Source organism: Actinoplanes xinjiangensis, assembly GCF_003148685.1.
Lineage (GTDB): Bacteria > Actinomycetota > Actinomycetes > Mycobacteriales > Micromonosporaceae > Actinoplanes > Actinoplanes xinjiangensis.
The window spans coordinates 70,516-86,541 of record NZ_QGGR01000001.1 but is presented as its reverse complement, the minus strand read 5'-3'; the positions used below and the strand labels follow the sequence as shown (position 1 = coordinate 86,541).

17 protein-coding genes and 1 pseudogene are annotated in these 16,026 nt (G+C 69.7%); 8 read left to right on the top strand and 10 right to left on the bottom strand.

What is annotated here, in order from left to right; translation table 11 throughout:
• Positions 1-47: 47 nt before the first annotated feature.
• Together BC793_RS00340 and BC793_RS00335 are read right to left on the bottom strand one after the other, a co-directional pair.
• On the bottom strand, positions 48-443 hold the full coding sequence (locus BC793_RS00340; protein ID WP_109588508.1) for a VOC family protein: 396 nt from the start codon (positions 441-443) through the stop codon (positions 48-50).
• A 160-nt stretch (positions 444-603) separates the two neighbouring features.
• Positions 604-981: a DUF4267 domain-containing protein gene (locus tag BC793_RS00335; protein ID WP_109588507.1), complete on the bottom strand. Its 378-nt coding sequence runs from the start codon at positions 979-981 to the stop codon at positions 604-606.
• A 96-nt stretch (positions 982-1,077) separates the two neighbouring features.
• Between BC793_RS00335 and BC793_RS00330 the strand changes: the two genes are divergently transcribed.
• The 3 genes and pseudogenes from BC793_RS00330 to BC793_RS52635 all read left to right on the top strand — a co-directional run bounded on the left by BC793_RS00330 (position 1,078) and on the right by BC793_RS52635 (position 4,790).
• A complete protein-coding gene (locus BC793_RS00330; RefSeq protein ID WP_109588506.1) occupies positions 1,078-1,653 on the top strand; it encodes a TetR/AcrR family transcriptional regulator in 576 nt (191 codons plus the stop codon).
• 236 nt (positions 1,654-1,889) lie between these two features.
• Positions 1,890-3,944 (top strand): annotated as a pseudogene (locus BC793_RS00325) (immunoglobulin-like domain-containing protein); the annotation flags it as partial.
• A 447-nt stretch (positions 3,945-4,391) separates the two neighbouring features.
• Positions 4,392-4,790 carry a VOC family protein gene (locus tag BC793_RS52635; protein WP_170167190.1) on the top strand — a complete coding sequence of 133 codons (399 nt, stop codon included), beginning with the start codon at positions 4,392-4,394 and terminating at the stop codon, positions 4,788-4,790.
• Here the strand turns inward: BC793_RS52635 and BC793_RS00320 are convergent.
• The 3 genes from BC793_RS00320 to BC793_RS00310 are packed head-to-tail and all read right to left on the bottom strand — an operon-like array spanning position 4,779 to position 6,852.
• Positions 4,779-5,447, bottom strand: a complete 669-nt coding sequence (locus tag BC793_RS00320) for a helix-turn-helix domain-containing protein (RefSeq protein WP_109588504.1) — start codon at positions 5,445-5,447, stop codon at positions 4,779-4,781. The genes BC793_RS52635 and BC793_RS00320 overlap by 12 nt on opposite strands.
• Positions 5,448-5,482: 35 nt before the next feature.
• A complete protein-coding gene (locus tag BC793_RS00315) occupies positions 5,483-5,812 on the bottom strand; it encodes a TraR/DksA family transcriptional regulator (protein ID WP_109588503.1) in 330 nt (109 codons plus the stop codon).
• Between the two features lie 17 nt (positions 5,813-5,829).
• Positions 5,830-6,852 (bottom strand): glycoside hydrolase family 5 protein, encoded by a 1,023-nt coding sequence (locus BC793_RS00310; protein WP_239169816.1) that lies wholly within the window; start codon positions 6,850-6,852, stop codon positions 5,830-5,832.
• Between the two features lie 149 nt (positions 6,853-7,001).
• Here BC793_RS00310 and BC793_RS00305 point away from each other — a divergent pair, with 149 nt between their 5' ends.
• Complete coding sequence (locus tag BC793_RS00305) at positions 7,002-7,352, top strand: PadR family transcriptional regulator (protein ID WP_239169817.1); 351 nt, start codon at positions 7,002-7,004, stop codon at positions 7,350-7,352.
• The gene (locus tag BC793_RS00300; protein WP_109588502.1) at positions 7,349-8,752 is read left to right on the top strand and encodes a hypothetical protein; all 1,404 of its coding nucleotides are present in this window, start codon (positions 7,349-7,351) and stop codon (positions 8,750-8,752) included. Before BC793_RS00305 ends, BC793_RS00300 begins: the two co-directional genes overlap by 4 nt.
• Before the next feature lie 31 nt (positions 8,753-8,783).
• Here BC793_RS00300 and BC793_RS00295 read toward each other — a convergent pair whose 3' ends face one another.
• Together BC793_RS00295 and BC793_RS00290 are read right to left on the bottom strand one after the other, a co-directional pair.
• Complete coding sequence (locus BC793_RS00295) at positions 8,784-9,470, bottom strand: S1 family peptidase (protein ID WP_239169821.1); 687 nt, start codon at positions 9,468-9,470, stop codon at positions 8,784-8,786.
• Positions 9,471-9,639: 169 nt separating this feature from the next.
• Entirely contained in the window at positions 9,640-10,803 is a 1,164-nt protein-coding gene (locus BC793_RS00290; RefSeq protein ID WP_109588500.1) for a dipeptidase, read from the bottom strand.
• Positions 10,804-10,977: 174 nt separating this feature from the next.
• On the opposite strand from BC793_RS00290, the gene BC793_RS00285 reads away from it, so the two are divergent.
• Both BC793_RS00285 and BC793_RS00280 read left to right on the top strand, forming a co-directional pair.
• Complete coding sequence (locus BC793_RS00285) at positions 10,978-12,021, top strand: glycoside hydrolase family 26 protein (protein WP_109588499.1); 1,044 nt, start codon at positions 10,978-10,980, stop codon at positions 12,019-12,021.
• A 143-nt stretch (positions 12,022-12,164) separates the two neighbouring features.
• Positions 12,165-13,337: an acyltransferase family protein gene (locus tag BC793_RS00280; RefSeq protein ID WP_109588498.1), complete on the top strand. Its 1,173-nt coding sequence runs from the start codon at positions 12,165-12,167 to the stop codon at positions 13,335-13,337.
• Positions 13,338-13,472: 135 nt separating this feature from the next.
• Here BC793_RS00280 and BC793_RS00275 read toward each other — a convergent pair whose 3' ends face one another.
• Complete coding sequence (locus tag BC793_RS00275) at positions 13,473-14,027, bottom strand: hypothetical protein (RefSeq protein ID WP_109588497.1); 555 nt, start codon at positions 14,025-14,027, stop codon at positions 13,473-13,475.
• Between the two features lie 311 nt (positions 14,028-14,338).
• Here BC793_RS00275 and BC793_RS50125 point away from each other — a divergent pair, with 311 nt between their 5' ends.
• Positions 14,339-14,554 carry a hypothetical protein gene (locus tag BC793_RS50125; protein WP_170167178.1) on the top strand — a complete coding sequence of 72 codons (216 nt, stop codon included), beginning with the start codon at positions 14,339-14,341 and terminating at the stop codon, positions 14,552-14,554.
• Positions 14,555-14,738: 184 nt separating this feature from the next.
• Here BC793_RS50125 and BC793_RS48650 read toward each other — a convergent pair whose 3' ends face one another.
• Both BC793_RS48650 and BC793_RS48645 read right to left on the bottom strand, forming a co-directional pair.
• Positions 14,739-14,993: a hypothetical protein gene (locus tag BC793_RS48650; protein WP_146246141.1), complete on the bottom strand. Its 255-nt coding sequence runs from the start codon at positions 14,991-14,993 to the stop codon at positions 14,739-14,741.
• Between the two features lie 239 nt (positions 14,994-15,232).
• On the bottom strand, positions 15,233-15,757 hold the full coding sequence (locus BC793_RS48645; protein WP_146246140.1) for a hypothetical protein: 525 nt from the start codon (positions 15,755-15,757) through the stop codon (positions 15,233-15,235).
• Positions 15,758-16,026 lie beyond the last annotated feature (269 nt).

Sequence of the window (16,026 nt, the reverse complement as noted above, 5' to 3'; positions counted from 1 at the left end):
GCCGTCGACCGTCACGCCGGTGCCCGGGCCCGGGACGGCATCCGGGACTACCGGGCCGGGCCGAGCAGGTCCCAGCGGTTGCCGGCGATGTCGAGGAAGACGGCGACCCGGCCGTACGACTCGGTGCGGGGCGGTCGGACGAAGGTGACGCCGGCCGTCGTCATCCGCTCGTACGTGGTGTCGAAGTCGTCGACCCGGAGGAAGAAGCCGACGCGTCCCGCGGTCTGACGGCCGACGGCAGCGGACTGGTGGTCGCCGTCGGCGCGGGCCAGAAGCAGGCCGGTCTGTGCGCCGGGCGGGCGGACCACCACCCAGCGTTTCGGCATGCCGTCGGTGGTCAGGGACGGTGAGTCCTCGACGAGATCGAACCCGAGCACCCCGGTGAAGAAGGCGATGGCCGGGTCGTACTCGTCGACGATCAGGGCAACCAGGTCGATCTGCACGACGGACAGCGTACGGCCGCCCCGGCGCCCCGGTGATGCGGCGGAGGGTGGCCGCCGGGTGGGCCCGTGCAGGTTCCACCCGCCTGATTCGGTTGCCCGCCGCTGCCGGTGGTGGTGGTGATCCTGAAGCGGGGCATGGCCGGGGACCTTCGGGGCGGGACTATGCGAGGAACAGCAGCGCGCTGACGGCGGCCATCGCCGCGGCGGTGGCCCCGTGGATGCCGAAGGCGGCCGCCCTGGTCCCTTTGCTGCGCAGCACGATGAGGGCGTCGCCGACGGGGATGCCGGCGGCGGCAAGCATGCACCAGCCGAGGAGGTCGGGTGTCGCTCCGGCCACCAGGATGAGGATCAGCACGCCGGAGGCGATGTCGCGGACGGCCTTGACGTGCAGCCAGGCCTGGAACGTGGCGTCGTCGACGGGCGTGCCGGGGATGCCGAAGCCGAGCGCGGCGCGTGGTGTCCGGAAGGCGTTCACGCCGAGGAAGACACCGAAGGCGCCGACCAGTCCGGCAAGTGTGTGGGCGACGGTGAGAAGCATGGGTCCCTCCCGGGATGCCGGAATCTAGCGGCGCTAGATCTGGTAGCGACGATAGGTTATCAACGCAAGCATGTCTAGCACTGCTAGGATTCAGTCATGTCCGCCACCAGCGAGCGCCGCGAACGGGAACGCGCCCACCGTCATCAGATGATCATCACGGCCGCGCGTGAGATCGCCGAGACCCAGGGCTGGGAAGCCGTGACGACACGACGGCTGGCCGACCGCGTGGAGTACAGCCAGCCGGTGCTGTACAGCCATTTCCACGGCAAGGACGCCATCGTGGGTGCTGTCGCCCTGGACGGGTTCGCCGAGCTCGCCGGCCATCTGCGCCGCGCGCGGGAGTCGGCGCCCGGCCCGGCCGCGGCTCTGCGGGCCGTCTGTCAGGCTTACCTGCGGTTCGCGACCGAGCGGCCCGCCCTCTATCAGGCCATGTTCGTCCTGCCCACCGATCTCACGTTCGCGAGCGCCGAGACGCCCGCTCCGATGCAGGACTGCTTCGACGAGTTCGTCGGCTGCTTCCGGGCGGACGACGAGCGACGTGGGCTGTGCGCCGAGGTCATCTGGAGCGCCCTGCACGGCATCGTCGTGCTGTCCGACAGCGGCCGTATCCCCCCGGCGGTCCAGGACGAGCGCGTCGACCTGCTGATCAGCCTGTTCGCGAGCACTCCTTAAGGCGTCGCAGGTTCAACTCGCTGCTTTGATCTCTGTGTCACCCCGTCGGCGCGGCGGGATGGTGTGCCTTCGTCGATGGTTTCCGCTCTTGACCGCTACCACTGTGAGCGTTAACACTCTCTCGGAGATCAGCGTGGCCAACCACACCGACTGGCCTACCGCGGTCCGCGTTCGACGAGGTCCTGTTCGCCGGCCCCGGGTGCCGCTCAGCCGCGTTACGGAAAGTGAGTCATGCCATGCCCCTGACGCTGATGAGGTCCTGTGGCACTTCTCGGGTCAGCCGCCTCATGGCGCTTCTGGCGGTGATTCTGCTGGTAGGAACGTTGGCTCCGCCGCCCGCGGACGCAAGCGTGACCGACGGGCTGATCCTGCACTACCGACTCGACCAGGCCGACGGCACGACCGTCACGGATTCGTCGGGCCACGGTCGTGACGGCGTCCTGGCGGGGGACGCCTCGTGGCAGGCGGCGGACGGGCTGCGGCTGGGTGGCACCTCCGGACATGTCCGGCTGCCCGACGACCTGCTCCGAGGCCTCAGCCGGATCAGCGTGTCGGTGCAGGCGAAGATCGACGCAGCGCAGGCCGCTCCGTACTTCGTCTGGGGGATGGGTAACTCCACCAGTTGGTACGGAGACGGCTATCTGTTCGTCACCGGTGACACCTATCGCGGCTCGATCGCTTCGGGGAACTGGTCGACCGAACAGAGCGTCAGCGCCGGCCACAACGTCGTGCGGGGCGCGTGGCGGACACTGACCTACACGCTGGCGGGCGGCACCGCGGTCCTGTATGAGGACGGGGTAGAGGTGGCCCGCAAGACCGGGATCACCCTGACCCCGGCCGACATCGGTGCCGGCACCACGACGGCCAACTACCTGGGCCGCTCGCTCTACAGCGGCGACAAGTACCTCACCGGAAACGTCCGTGACTTCCGGGTCTACGACCGTGCGCTGACCGAGGTGGAGATCGCGGAACTCGGGGCGCAGAGCGCGGCGGAACGGGTCGCCTCCGACGCCGCCGCGCTGAGCCTCGGGGACACGAGCGCGATCACCGAAAATCTCACGCTGCCGGCCACGGGTGCAACCGGGGCGCGGATCACCTGGGCGTCCTCGGTGGAGTCGGTGGTGTCAGCCACCGGTGTGGTCACCCGTCCCCGGCCTCGGACCGGCGATGCCACGGTCACGTTGACCGCGACCCTCGGCTGGGGCGGTGCGACGGCCACGAAGGCGTTCACCGTGACCGTACTCGAGGATCTCACCGACGAGGAGAAGGCCAAGGCGGCCGCCCGCGCGCTGACCGTCCCCGACGCCGGCGCGCTGCGCGGCAACATCACGCTGCCCACCACCGGCCTGTACGGCACCACCATCACCTGGCGGTCCAGCAAACCGACACAGGTCACGCCCACCGGCGAGGTCACCCGCCCCCGGTACGGCCATCCGCCGTACCGCGCCGTCCTCACCGCCACCGTCAGGCTGAAGCGGGCCACGGTCAAGCGCACGTTCGCCGTCACCGTCCTGCCGCTGCTCAAGAAGGTGCCGTACGAGGGCTACATGTTCGCCTACTTCACCGGCGAATCGACCCAGCTGACCGAGCAGGTGTACTTCGCGGCCAGCCGGGGCAACGACCCGCTGCACTGGGACGAGCTGAACGGCAGCGCACCGGTCCTGACGTCCCAATACGGCGAGGGCGGCGTACGCGACCCGTTCATCATCCGCTCGCCCGAGGGCGACAAGTTCTATCTGATCGCCACCGACCTGCAGATCAACGGCGGTTCGGGATGGGGCGCCGCGATGCGCTTCGGCAGCAAGTACCTGGAGATCTGGGAGTCGACCGACCTGGTCCACTGGTCGGCGCAGCGGCACGTACGCGTGTCCGCCGACACGGCCGGGATGACCTGGGCGCCGGAGGCCACCTACGACCCGGCGATCGGTGCGTACGTCGTCTACTGGGCATCGAATCTCTACGCCGCCGCCGATGTCGGCCACACCGGGAGCACGTACCCGCGGATGTTGTACGCCACCACCCGCGACTTCCGGACCTTCAGCGAGCCGCGCGTCTGGAACGACCCGGGCACCGGGGTCATCGACTCGACGGTTCTGGCGGACGGCGGGAACTACTATCGCTTCACGACTGATGACCGGACCATCGGGAGCTGCGGCCGGGACATCGTCATGGAACGCTCGACGCGACTGCGGGCCGTGGATCTGCCGGACACCGAACCCCGTAACTGGGAACTCGTCGACGACTGTATCCGCACCGGGATCGGCACCGACTGGGTGGAAGGGCCGACCGCGTTCAAGTCGAACACCGAACAGAAGTGGTACGTGTTCGTCGACGAGACGCCCCACCGCGGGTACGTGCCGTTCCAGACCGACAGCCTTACGAACCCGAACTGGAGCATGCCGACCGACTACGCACTGCCGGCCCGCCCCCGCCACGGCACCGTCCTGCCCGTGACCAAAGCGGAACTGGAGCGGCTACGCGCCAATTTCCGGCCTGACCGCAGACCAGCGAACAGACGTGGACTGCGTCTCCCGCCGGCAACAGTCCCCCTGCGGTCACATGGCCACCGGGTCCGGGTCCGCGGACCTGGATCCGCTTGGAGTGAGTTCGACGCGCTCACCGATGAAGCCCTGGACCGCGAAGGTTACGACCTCACGGTTCGGCGGCCGCCGGGTCCACGCCGGCGATGTCTGATTCGTTCAAGACCCGGCTCCGGGGTGTCTCGTAACGTCGGGGCCATGGCACCCACCTTCAACGCGATCGGCCTCGCTGTGGCCGACATGGCAGCGTCCCTGGACTTCTACCGCCGGCTGGGCCTGGAGTTCCCGCCCGGCGCCGAGAAGGAGCCGCACACCGAGGCGACGGTCGCCGGCGGCATCCGGCTCATGTGGGACACGCACGCCGCCCTGAAGTCGTTCGACCCCGGCTACGAGCCCGGGCCGCCGTCCGGTGGCTGGGCGTTCCTCTGCTCCGGCCCGGCCGAGGTCGACAGCGTGCACGCCGATCTGGTCGCCGCCGGTCACCCGTCGGTCAACGACCCCTGGGACGCCCCGTGGGGGCAGCGGTATGCACAGGTGAAGGACCCGGACGGCAACGTCGTGGACCTCTTCGCCTGGAAGAAGACGTCAGCGCAGTAGGGCGCTCAGCGGCACGCCGGCCATCGCCCGCACCTCCCGCGCGAGATGAGCCTGGTCGGCGTAGCCCGCGTCGGCCGACACCGCGGCGAACGGACGGCCGGCCCGCGCCAGGGCGACGGCCCGCTGCATCCGCAGGATCCGGTGGAGGGTCTTCGGGCCGTACCCGAAAGCGGTGTTGCTCCGCCGTTGCAACTGCCGTGGGCTGAGACCGCATCGCTCGGCGACCACGCCCACCGGCGCCCCGGCCCGCGCGGCACCGGCCAGGGCGACCATCACCGGATCGGCTCCCCGCCAGCGGCGGCCCGCGGCGGCGGTCAGCGCGGCGACCGGGTCGTCGGCCTCGGCGATGGCCCGCACCTCGGCGGCCGGCCACAGCGCCTCCAGCGGCACCCGCCGGTCGATCAGCTCGGCGGCGGGCACACCCAGCACGCCGGGCCCGGTGCCGGCGCCGAAGCGCAGCGCCGCGTGTCTGCTGCCGGGCGCCGGACGGCCGACCTGGGCGGTGGTGTCCGGCCCGGCGACGAAGACCGTGCCGTCCCGCCAGATCAGGTCGAGGCAGCCGTCCGGCAGGATCCGTTTCGCCCGGTGCTCGCCCGGCGGCGTGACACTGCGCCACGCGACGACGTGCGGCAGCGGTGACGCCCATTCCTCGTACACGGCACAACCCTGCCACGGGGGTACGACATCCGCGCTCAGGCGCAGGTCAGGCAGGTGCGGGCGAACGGCCGGGCCAGGAGCCGCTGCTCGGCGATCCCCTGCCCGCACCCGTCGCAGACGCCGTAGGTGCCCGCGTCCATCCGGGCCAGCGCCTCGTCGACGTCGGCGACCCGCTGCCGGGCGGTGGCCAGCAGGGCGGTCAGCTGGGCCCGCTCGAACCCGATGGTGGCGCCTTCCGGGTCGTGCTCGTCGTCGCCGTTGGTGTTGCGCGACGCCTCGAACAGCGCCGTCAGGTCCGAGGCGAGTGCGGCGGCCGAGGCGGTGAACTCCGCTCTGCGCCGCAGCAACTCGTCCCGGACCGTCATGTCGGCAGCCTAATGGGCTACAGGCCCCAGCCGTACCGGATGCGGTCGCGGCCGGAGTTGTTGCGGACCGTCAGGTTGAGGTTGGTGCCGCTGCCGCTGAAGGCGAACATCGAGTAGTAGTCGAAGCCGGAGGACCCGGTGGGTTTGCCGCCGAGTGCCGGCCAGTAGACGCCGCCCATCTGGTTGTCCCGCATGACCTGGGTGACGGCCCGGATGTGCCGGACGAAGTTGTCGGTGCTGTTCGCGTCGCCGTAGTTGAGGCCGGTGGACATCGGCGCGCCGTACTCGGTGACGACCGCCCGGGAGGCGCAGTTGCCGAGGCGGGTCTGCACGTGGCTACGGAACGCGTCGTACGTCATCGCGCTGTAGAAGAACGCGTAGTGGTGGAACGACAGCAGGGTGCCGTTGAACCGGCTGTCGTTGCAGACGTCGCGCAGGTCCTGGCTGTAGCCGGTGCCGCCGATGAGGGTCCGGGCGGGGACCGCCGAGTAGTGGTAGCTCATCCAGTTCGCCGCGATGGTGCGCCACTCGGCCGAGCTGTAGCCGTGCGGCTCGTTCATCGGCTCGAAGTAGACGTTGGTGTTGGCGCCGTACAGGTAGGTGACGTTGGACCACATGGTGTTCCACGCGGCGATGTTGGTGATCCGGCCGCCGGACGCGGCACCGTCCTCCCAGTAGGCGAGGATGACCTTGAAACCGCGGGCGGTGGCCGCGTCGATCGCGCCGCGGTAGGCGTTCCACCAGGTGGTGCCGACGGTGTGGGTGTTGATCGGCAGGCGCACGGTGTTGACGCCGATCGCCGCCATGTCGTCGTAGAGGGCGTTGGCCTTGGCCCGTACGGTGGCGTTGCTGTCGGACTGGCTCAGGCCCTGTACGACGAGGGGACCGGTGCTGAAGTTGTCACCCAGCATCGCCCAGTTCATGCCGCGGAACTGGTTGGTGGCGGCGGCGGCCGGTGCGGCTGCGGCGACGACGGTGACGGGGATCAGCGCCAGCGCGGTGAGGGCGCCGGTGACGGCACGCAAGAAGGTGGTTCGCAAGGTCTCGTCCTTCCACGCGGGGGAAACGTGCTAGCAACACCTTGGTAATGATGTGAACGTTCACGCGATCGTTCGAGCCGACTCGTTCAGAAACAGCCACAGACGAACATCGTTGACGCGATAGTCAGATCATCTTTATATTGGCCCGCATGTCCGCCGCCCCGATGCGTGAACCCACCTTCTGGATCCTCACCGCCCTCGCCCCCGAGCCCCGCTACGGGTATGGGGTGATCCAGGAGGTCACCCGCCTCTCCGACGGCCGGATCACCCTCCAGGCCGGCACCCTCTACGCCGCTCTGGACCGCCTGGTCGCCCTCGGGCTGGTCGAACCGGACCGGGAGGAGACCGTCGACGGGCGGCCCCGCCGCTACTACCGGCTCACCACCGACGGGGCGACCGCGCTGGACGCCGAGACCGGGCGGCTGCGCGCGAGCGTCGAGGCGGCCACCGCCCAGTTGGCCGCCCGCCGCCGCTTCGGCTTGGGACCGGTGTCGTCATGAGCGACCGGCTCGCGCGCCGTTACGCGTTCTGGCTGCGGTGCTATCCGTCCGGCCCGCGCCGCGCCGAGATGCTCGCCACGCTCCTGGAATGTGCTGCGCCGGAGCGCACCCGGCCGACCGGCCGGGAGATCCTCAACCTCATCGGGTACGGCCTGCGCGCCCGCCTGGGCCGCCCGGCCAGTACCGGCGTGGTGGTCCTGGCCGTGCTGGTCACGCTCGCCTCCGGTCTGCTCGGCGCGGCCGCCGCCGCCCGGATCGGCTGGGCGAACGCCCCGTCACTGCCGTCCGGCGCCGAGTCGGCGGCCCTGGGCGAGACCGTCTTCCCCGGCCAGCGGGTGTGGGGCGGAGGTGATGCCGAGCCGTTCGTGCCCAGCGGCGACGGCGAGCAGACCATCTACGGGTACGCCGACTACTGGGTGAAGCACAACGACACGACCCGCGACGTGCTCGTCTGCGCCCGGGGTGCCCGTGACCGCCTGGCCGCCGCCGGCTGGGACGTGCACGGCGACGTCGTGTTCGAGGAGGAGGTCGCGAGTGAGACCCCGATCGGCACCGCCACGTTCTGGGCCTCCCGCGACGATCTGGTGCTCAGTTACACCGGCGTGCTCTGGGGCAACCGGGCCCCCTGGGACTCCGACGGCGCGGCGAGTTTCGAGCTCAGCCGCTCCGCGCCGCCCTGGATGATCACGCTGGCCGTCGCCGGGGGAGTCCTCGGCGGGTTCGCCGGCTGGCTGCTCTTCGGATGGGCGAGCCGCCGCAGTGAGGGCCACCCGTTGCGTACCTCGGTCGCGGGTGCTCTCGGCTGGGCCGCGGCCGTCTGGACCCTGCTGGTCGCTTCCATGGGCGGCCTCTGGAACCTGCGACCGGACCGGCCCTCCGACGAGTTGGTCTGGCTGGGGCTGCGCTCGTTGACGGGCGGATCGGGCACGGTGATCCTGGCCATGGCGGTGGCGGCGTTCGCGGCGGTCCGGCTGCGTGCGGCGCTTCCGGCGGCGGTGCTGCTGGCCGGGGTGGTCGTGGTGTCCGGGTGGCAGTCCGCGGCGGCCGCGGCGTGCACGCCGTCCGGCCCACCGGGCGACCCGGCGCCCGCCGATGTCGCGCACAGCCGGGTGGCCCGCGTCTTCATCGCCCAGGACTCCACCGACGAGCAGCGCAACCACGCGGAGGCGGCGATCGCCCGCGTCTGGGGCGCCACGTCGTTCTCGTTCCACTACGACCCGACCGACGAGGAGTACCGCCACGCCTACTGCGACGGCGGCGAGCTCACCGGCGACTCGGGGATGAAGGTGCCGTACTTCTGGGAGATCGGCATGACCAGTCCCGGGGTGTTCCCGGCGCTCGTCGACGAGGTGTCGCCGATGCCCGGCGTGGTCGCGGTCGTGCACGGGCGGGCGGCGTGATCGCACGCCGCCCGCCGGTGCCCGCCCCCGATCAGGCGGGAAGGCCGCCGACCTGGGTGTTCACCCACGCGCGGATCGACGGCAGGTCGCCGTAGATCGACGGGGCGGTGGCGCAGGTGGAGCTGTTGTTACCGGCCCGGCTGGTGACGCCGATCAGCGCCCACCGGCCGCTGACCTGCCGGACCTGCGGCCCGCCGGAGTCGCCGTAGCAGGCGCCGGCGTTGCCGTTGGTGTTGTTGGTGCAGATCTCGTAGGCCGCGTCGATGCTGGAGCAGCGGCTGTCCGCGACGATCGACGTGTTCAGCTGGTTGGCGACCGTCGGGGTGGAGCCGCAGCCCCGGGTCGGGCAGGTCTGGCCCCACCCGATGATCCGGGTGGCGGTGCCGACCGCGCCGGACGTGGTCGGGATCGGCGCCGGAGCGTAGGTCACCGAGGTGGCCAGTTCCAGGAGCTTGACGTCGATCCGCGGGTGGTTGACCGCGCGCCGCACCGAGACGACGACGCCGCCGCTGGACCGGTTGACGCTGCCGACCCGTACGGTGCTGGGGGTGGGGCAGTGTTTGGCGGTGACCGCCCAGTTCGCCTTGATCAGCGAGCCGGTGCAACCGGACACGTAGACCATGAACGGGTAGTTCTCGGTGGCCGGCTCACCGCCGACGACCTGGGTGGCGGGGCCGGGGTCGATCGGGGCGGCCAGGGCGGCGGCCGGCGCGAACATGCCGGCCACCACGACGGCGGCGGCCAGGAGGATCCGGGCGGGGAGGCGCATGTGACGTCCCTTCTTGCCTTCGGGGGAACGGGCTGGTGCCCTTCGGCCGAAGTTACAAGAAAGTGACGTTTGTCGATACATCTCACTCGGTGCCCCTGGTTGACGTGATGGCACCGCCTCAGCGTGGCCAGAGCGGCTCCTCGGCGTGCTCCTCGGCGTCCCGCAGAGCACGCAGAACGTTCCGGTTCGCGAGCCCGGCCAGGTCGTTCTCGGACCAGTGACGGTCGCGCAGCTCCGCCAGCAGCCGCGGATAGGCGGACACGTCCGGCAGACCGTCCGGCAGTTCCGGCGTGCCGTCGAAGTCGCCGCCGAGACCCACGTGGTCCATGCCGGCCACCGCCCGGGCGTGCTCCACGTGGTCGGCCACCTGCGCCAGCGTCGCCGACGGCTTCGGGTTCGCCGCCAGCCACGGCCGGAACGCCGGCTCCGCCGACCAGTCGTGCGGGACGGTCACCGGCACGTGCGCCGTCTCCTCGCCCGGTCGTGGGGCGCGCGGCCAGTCCTCGTCGTACGGCGGCAGCCCCAGCCGCGCCCACTCGTCGTCGGCCGCCTGCATCCAGTCCCGGACCTGCGGCGACACGAAGAACGACACGAACGTCAACTGGATCACCCCGCCGTTGCCGGGCAGCCGGGACAGCACGTCGTCGGGCACGTTACGCGGATGGTCGGTGACCGCCCGGGCGCCCGAGTGGCTGAAGATCACCGGGGCGGCGGCCTCGTCCAGGGCGTCGTGCATCGTCGCGGCGGACACGTGCGACAGGTCGACCAGCACGCCCAGGCGCTGCATCTCCCGTACCATCGCCCGCCCCTCGGCCGTCAGGCCACCGTGCGCCGGATCCTGCGTCGCCGAATCCGCCCACCCGGTGTGGTGATTGTGGGTGAGCGTCACATAGCGGACACCGAGCCGCGCCAGGCACCGCAGCACTGCCGGGGAGCCCGCGAGGCAGTGCCCGCCCTCCACGCCGATCAGCGACGCGATCCGCCCACCGGCCATCGCCCGTTCCACGTCCGCCGACGTGTACGCCACCACCAGATCGTCCGGGTGCGCGGCGACCAGCCGGTGCACCAGGTCGATCTGCTCCAGGGTGCCGGTCACCGCCTCCGGCTCCGGCAGGTCCGACGGCACGTACACCGACCAGAACTGCCCGCCCACGCCGCCGTCGCGCAGCCGGGGCAGATCGGTGTGCAGTCCCGGGACCGATCCGAGGTCCGACACCGCCGACCCGTGCCACTCCCGTAGGCGCATCGGCAGGTCGTTGTGGCCGTCGATGATCAAGTTCATTCCTTCTGGCTACCGCCCGCCGCCCGCCCGTGCAAGCGGATCCACCCGTTCGCCGGACCCGTTCTCCCGCAACCGGGTGGCACCGGCACGGGCACTGGGCCTGCACCTGGCGACCTGGAATCTCTTTCACATGCCCGGCCGACAACGAGCCGGACAACTTGGGGGAGTCACTTGATGCGTCTGGCCAAGCTGCCGAAGTTCCTGACAGCTCTGACCGCCGTACTCGCCGGCACCGGAGCCGTCCTGGCCCCGACCACCGCCGCGACCGCCGCCCCCGCGGCGAACTGCGTCACCGACGCGAAGCTCGTCCCGTCCTGCGGCGTCCTCTGGGGCGGCGCGGCGGGTGGATTCACCAGCGCCCCGCGTGACCAGGCCCTCAAGACCTGGGAGAAGGCCAGCGGCCGCACCGCCAGCCTCTTCCACCAGTACCACAAGGGCGACGAGGTCTTCCCGACCAAGGCCGAGATCGCCATGACCAACGACCCGGCCAACCCGCGTGCCCTGCTGCTCAACTGGAAGATCGCCTACGGCTCGAACTGGGCCAAGGTCGCCAAGGGTGAGCAGAACAGGCGCATCGACGCCTTCGCCCAGCGCGCCAAGTCGTACGGCAAGAAGTTCTTCCTCGTCCTCAACCACGAGCCGGAGAACGACGTCGTCGCCCGCAAGGGCTCCGGCTGGGAGGCCAAGGACTTCGCGGCCATGTACCGCCACACCATCAAGCGCCTGCGCTCGCAGGGCGTGACCAACGCGGTCAACGTCGTGGCCTACATGGGCAACGAGAAGTGGATGGCCCAGAACTGGTGGGCCGACCTCTACCCCGGCGACGACGTCGTGGACTGGATCGGCCTGGACTCCTACGTCTCGGTCGAGAAGGGCTACTACCACTTCGGTGACTTCGCCGACCTGCTGGACCGCAAGCCCAAGGGCGGTGGCCTCGGCTTCTACGACTGGGCGGTCAGCAAGCACCAGAGCAAGCCGATCATGGTCGCCGAGTGGGGCGCCTACCACCGCGTGGGCCGCAACACCGACAAGTCCGCCGTCTACAACAGCGTCGTCCCCGAGCTGCGCAAGCGCCCCGCCATCAAGGCGATCGTGCACTTCGACACCAAGAAGGACGACCAGGGCGACCGCGACATCAGCATCGACAGCACCAAGGCGAGCCTCGCCGCGTTCAAGAAGCTGGCCGCCGACCCGATCTTCAAGGTGAAGCTCGGCTGACAGGACTCCCTGGAAAGGAAAGCGCCGCCCGGTCCCCCGCCGGGCGGCGCTTTTCGCTGTGCATCAACTGTCCCGACACCCTGCGTTCGCCCGCCCCTGCTGCAATGCCGAGTCGGCTCCACGCTCATGAGGGACGCGGGTAAGTGGCAGAACAGATCAAGGCCTTGACGGGTGTACGGGCGGTCGCGGCGATCGGCGTCGTCATCTCCCACAGCGGAGTGCCGGCGAGCCTGCCGGAACACCTCGACAAGATCGCCAAATGGGGCTACATCGGCGTCCCGATGTTCTTCATGCTCTCCGGAGTGGTGCTCGCCTACAACTACCCGGATCTGGCCGGATGGGAGGGCCGGCGCACCGTCCGGTTCTACGTGGCCCGGATCGCCCGGGTCATGCCGCTCTACTGGGCGGTCATCGCCTACTGCGCCGCCTACTACTGGATCCTCGGCCGCGACCAGCACGGCTGGGCGCTGCTGCAGAACATCTTCGCCGTGCAGACGTGGAGCGGCGACCTCGCGGTGGCGCAGGGACACTACAACGGCCCCGGCTGGTCCATCGGCGTCGAGATGTTCTTCTACCTGCTGTTCCCGTTCCTCATCCCGGCCGTCGCCCGGCTGGCCCGCCGGCACGGCCCCCGCGGCCTAATCGTCCTGATCGGCGCGATGACCCTGATCGTCTTCGCGCTCTGGGCCGCCTTCTACCTCACCGGCCGCGCCGACCTCCCGGCCGCCGACCCCGGTTCCGCACACCGCTGGCTCTACCGCAACCCGGTCTGCTACCTGCCGCTGTTCGTCTGCGGCATGGCGATCGCGTTCCTCATCCCGCACACCGCACACTGGACCACCCGCCGGCACCACGCCATCCAGACGTTCGTCTTCTGCTACGTCTTCGGCCTCGCCGCGTTCCGCGGCACCGGCCCCGGCTGGGGCACCGCCTCCTTCGGCCTGCTCTTCGTCATCCCGTTCGCGCTGGCCCTGACCAGCCTCGCCGCCGGCCGCGGCTGGATGGCCCGGCTGCTGTCCACCACCCCGATGGTCCGTCTCGGCGTGGCCAGCTACGCCCTCTACATCACCCACCGCTGGCTCATCCACCACATGCCCACCAGCGAATACATCAAGACCGGACAGGGCCTGGTGCCCTACGCGGCGCTGTTCGTCACCGTCGCCCTGCTGCTGCTGATCGCCGAGGGCGCCCATCAGTACATCGAGGAACCTGCCCGCCGGTTCCTGGTCCGCGTCTCACGACCATGGACCTCTACTCGTACGGAAGCCGCAACTCCCGAACGCACCGCACCCGTCCCGGACTACAGCGCGAGGTAGGCGGCCCGTCCGAGCCGAATCGCGGGCGCCGGGCTGTGGCCTACCGTCCGGCCGGTGGTCTACCGTCCGGCCGGTGGTCTACCGTCCGGCCGGTGGTCTACCGTCCGGGCTGTGGTCTACCGTCCGGCCGGTGGTCTACCGTCCCGGAAGACGCCGGCTCGTCACGACGGTGGTCACCAGCGCCCCGTAGGCCTGCCGGAACTCGATGCGCGGCTTGCGGCAGGAGTCGATCGGGACGCCGGGCCGGATCCAGCGGCCGTCCCGGTCGACCAGCGCGAGCCACGGAACCAGCGGCAGTTCCTCGGTGCAGGCCTCCGCGGTGGCGGGCTCGTCGGGCAGCCGCAGCGCCGACAGCAGCGCGGTGAGGTCGTCGGCGCGGACCTCCTCGGCGATGGCCACCATGCCGGTACCGGGCACCTCCCGCATCTCGACCCGGCAGACGATCGCGGCGACCGGCCGGAACCCGTCGTCGAGACGTGGCAGGCCGAGCGCGTCCTGCCCGGCGGTGAACCAGTCGTCGACCGATGGTGGTGCCGCCGTGTCGCAGGACTTCCAGCGGTCGTGCACGTCGGGCGCCGGCGCTCCGCTGCGGGCCGGGACGGGAGCGGGGGCGCCGGTGGTGACGTCCCCGCGGGCGCAGCCGCCGGCGAGAACGATGAGCAGGGCGGCCGTGATGACTCGTACACGCATGGCCCTGTGACGTTCCGGCGCGCGGGAGGGTTCCCACCTCGGAATACGGTCGACGCCGATGCTGAGTTTCGCCTCGGCGGCCTTCGCTGCCTGCTGGGCACCCTTTACCGCGAACCTGACCGACGCGCAGGGACACCCCGACACCATGGCCCGGTGGGGTCGAAGCGGGCTGGCCAGCGTGGTCGCGACCTGTTACCTACTCGGCGGGTCGACCCGACGCAGGGACAAGCTCGTCCAGTCGCTGGGGATCACGTCGTTTTCGAAGTCGCAGGGTACTGGAGCAACAGGTTGCCGAATCGCGGGGCAGGCTGATGGCCGAGCGAATCGCAACGCTCCGCCCGGTGCATCCCGACCCCGTCGACGACCGCGTGCGGCACGCTCACACCGTGTTCGGCCCCACCGAGAAGGCCCGGTTGATCGAGGGGATCGCCGCGGATCTTTGGACGCTTTCAGGCCGGCCGACCCCCCGCCCATTGAACGCTCAGGTGGATCTCGCCTTTGCCCTTACCTCGGCACACGTGATCTGACCGCAACCAGTGATCTTGCCGGGCCGATCATCGGTGAGGTCCGCCTCATGCTTGGTCCGGAGCACGGCGACGTTCGCCGGGCCCGGGCCGTGCTGATAGGCGTACACCGGACCAACGGCCGCACAGAAGACGCGGACGCGGCGACGGCCCGCTACCGATACCAGACGACGAGGACGAGCCGTTCCTATAGAGCCTGTTTCTGATCTATATAACGGGTCGCCTGCTCGCGATACAGGTCGACCACGACACTATCTGCCCTCCGGTGACGGACACGGACACTGTCATCCGTGACATCCCAGGTGATGTGAAGTTCCTCTGCCGCGTCTGTCGGGATTCGGAGTTCCCTCACGTACTCATCGCCCGAGACCCCCTCTGTCTGGGGAACCACACCGAAGGCATCCCGCCACGCCGCGTCGTCGGCGACCTTGAGTCCAGGCACCCTCGCACCATAGAGACATACGCCGACGGAACGCTCGTCCGTTTCACGACGACCGCATCCGTAGCGAGACATCGCAGGGTGGAGCGATCGGATTGCGGCAGATCAGTGCACGCGATCATGGCTTGTATCTGCTGGCTACTGGGACCGGCTTTTGCGCTGCGAGGAGCACTGCAGCCAACCCCCGCAGTCGCGCCACACTAGTCGTCACGTCGCGGCTTGGCCTGACGGATTAGCCCGGTCTACCCATCGCCGACCTCATGTCGTTCGAATTGGAATCCAAGGGCGGCGACGAAGTCATTGACGCTCTCTCCAAAACCCCCAACGTATCTTTCCACTGCGGTGACGGCCAGGTCGGCGTGTGCTGCACGGCCCGTTGCGGCTGCCCATTCTGTAGCCATTTGGACGGTCTCTGCCGATGAGGCGACCATATCCGGGGGCATGTCATAAACCCGTACAGCCTCGGCCGGGTTCAAGCACCCCCACCATGAATCACGGTCGGGCGTTGCTCCGTGCACGATGCCAACTGCACTTTCGATGACGTCGATGACCAGTGCCGGCGCGCCGGTCTCGTTGGCCACATCGTCGGCATACAACCCTTGCCCGCGGTAAATGTAAACGTATTGCCAATCACCGTCGGCTTTGTCTCTGCCTAAGGCTGCTGGTTCGCCTCCTTCGAGGCTGTGCCGACATGCCCGTTGGACGCACGGCAGGTCGCCGATCGGTCGTGCCGAACGGGCGACGATGAAGTAGCCGAACAGTGACACGGCACGAACACTACATGACAACGACGCATCGGTAACTGTGCTGATCGAGGAAGTCCCTATGCCGCCGGATGAGCAGTTTTGGTGCTTGGCTAAACGCACTCACATCGGCAGTTGAGTGAGCCGTCAGCCCGATAGTTGAGAAGCGGAACGCCTCTTCTCCGAGGTTTCCTCGTGCTACTTCGTGCCCGACGTTTGGGCTGCGGGAGCTCCCCAGATATGGCGCCGGTATGTCTGCGTTTGGCGATGTGATCAGGGTGGCGTCGTCTACC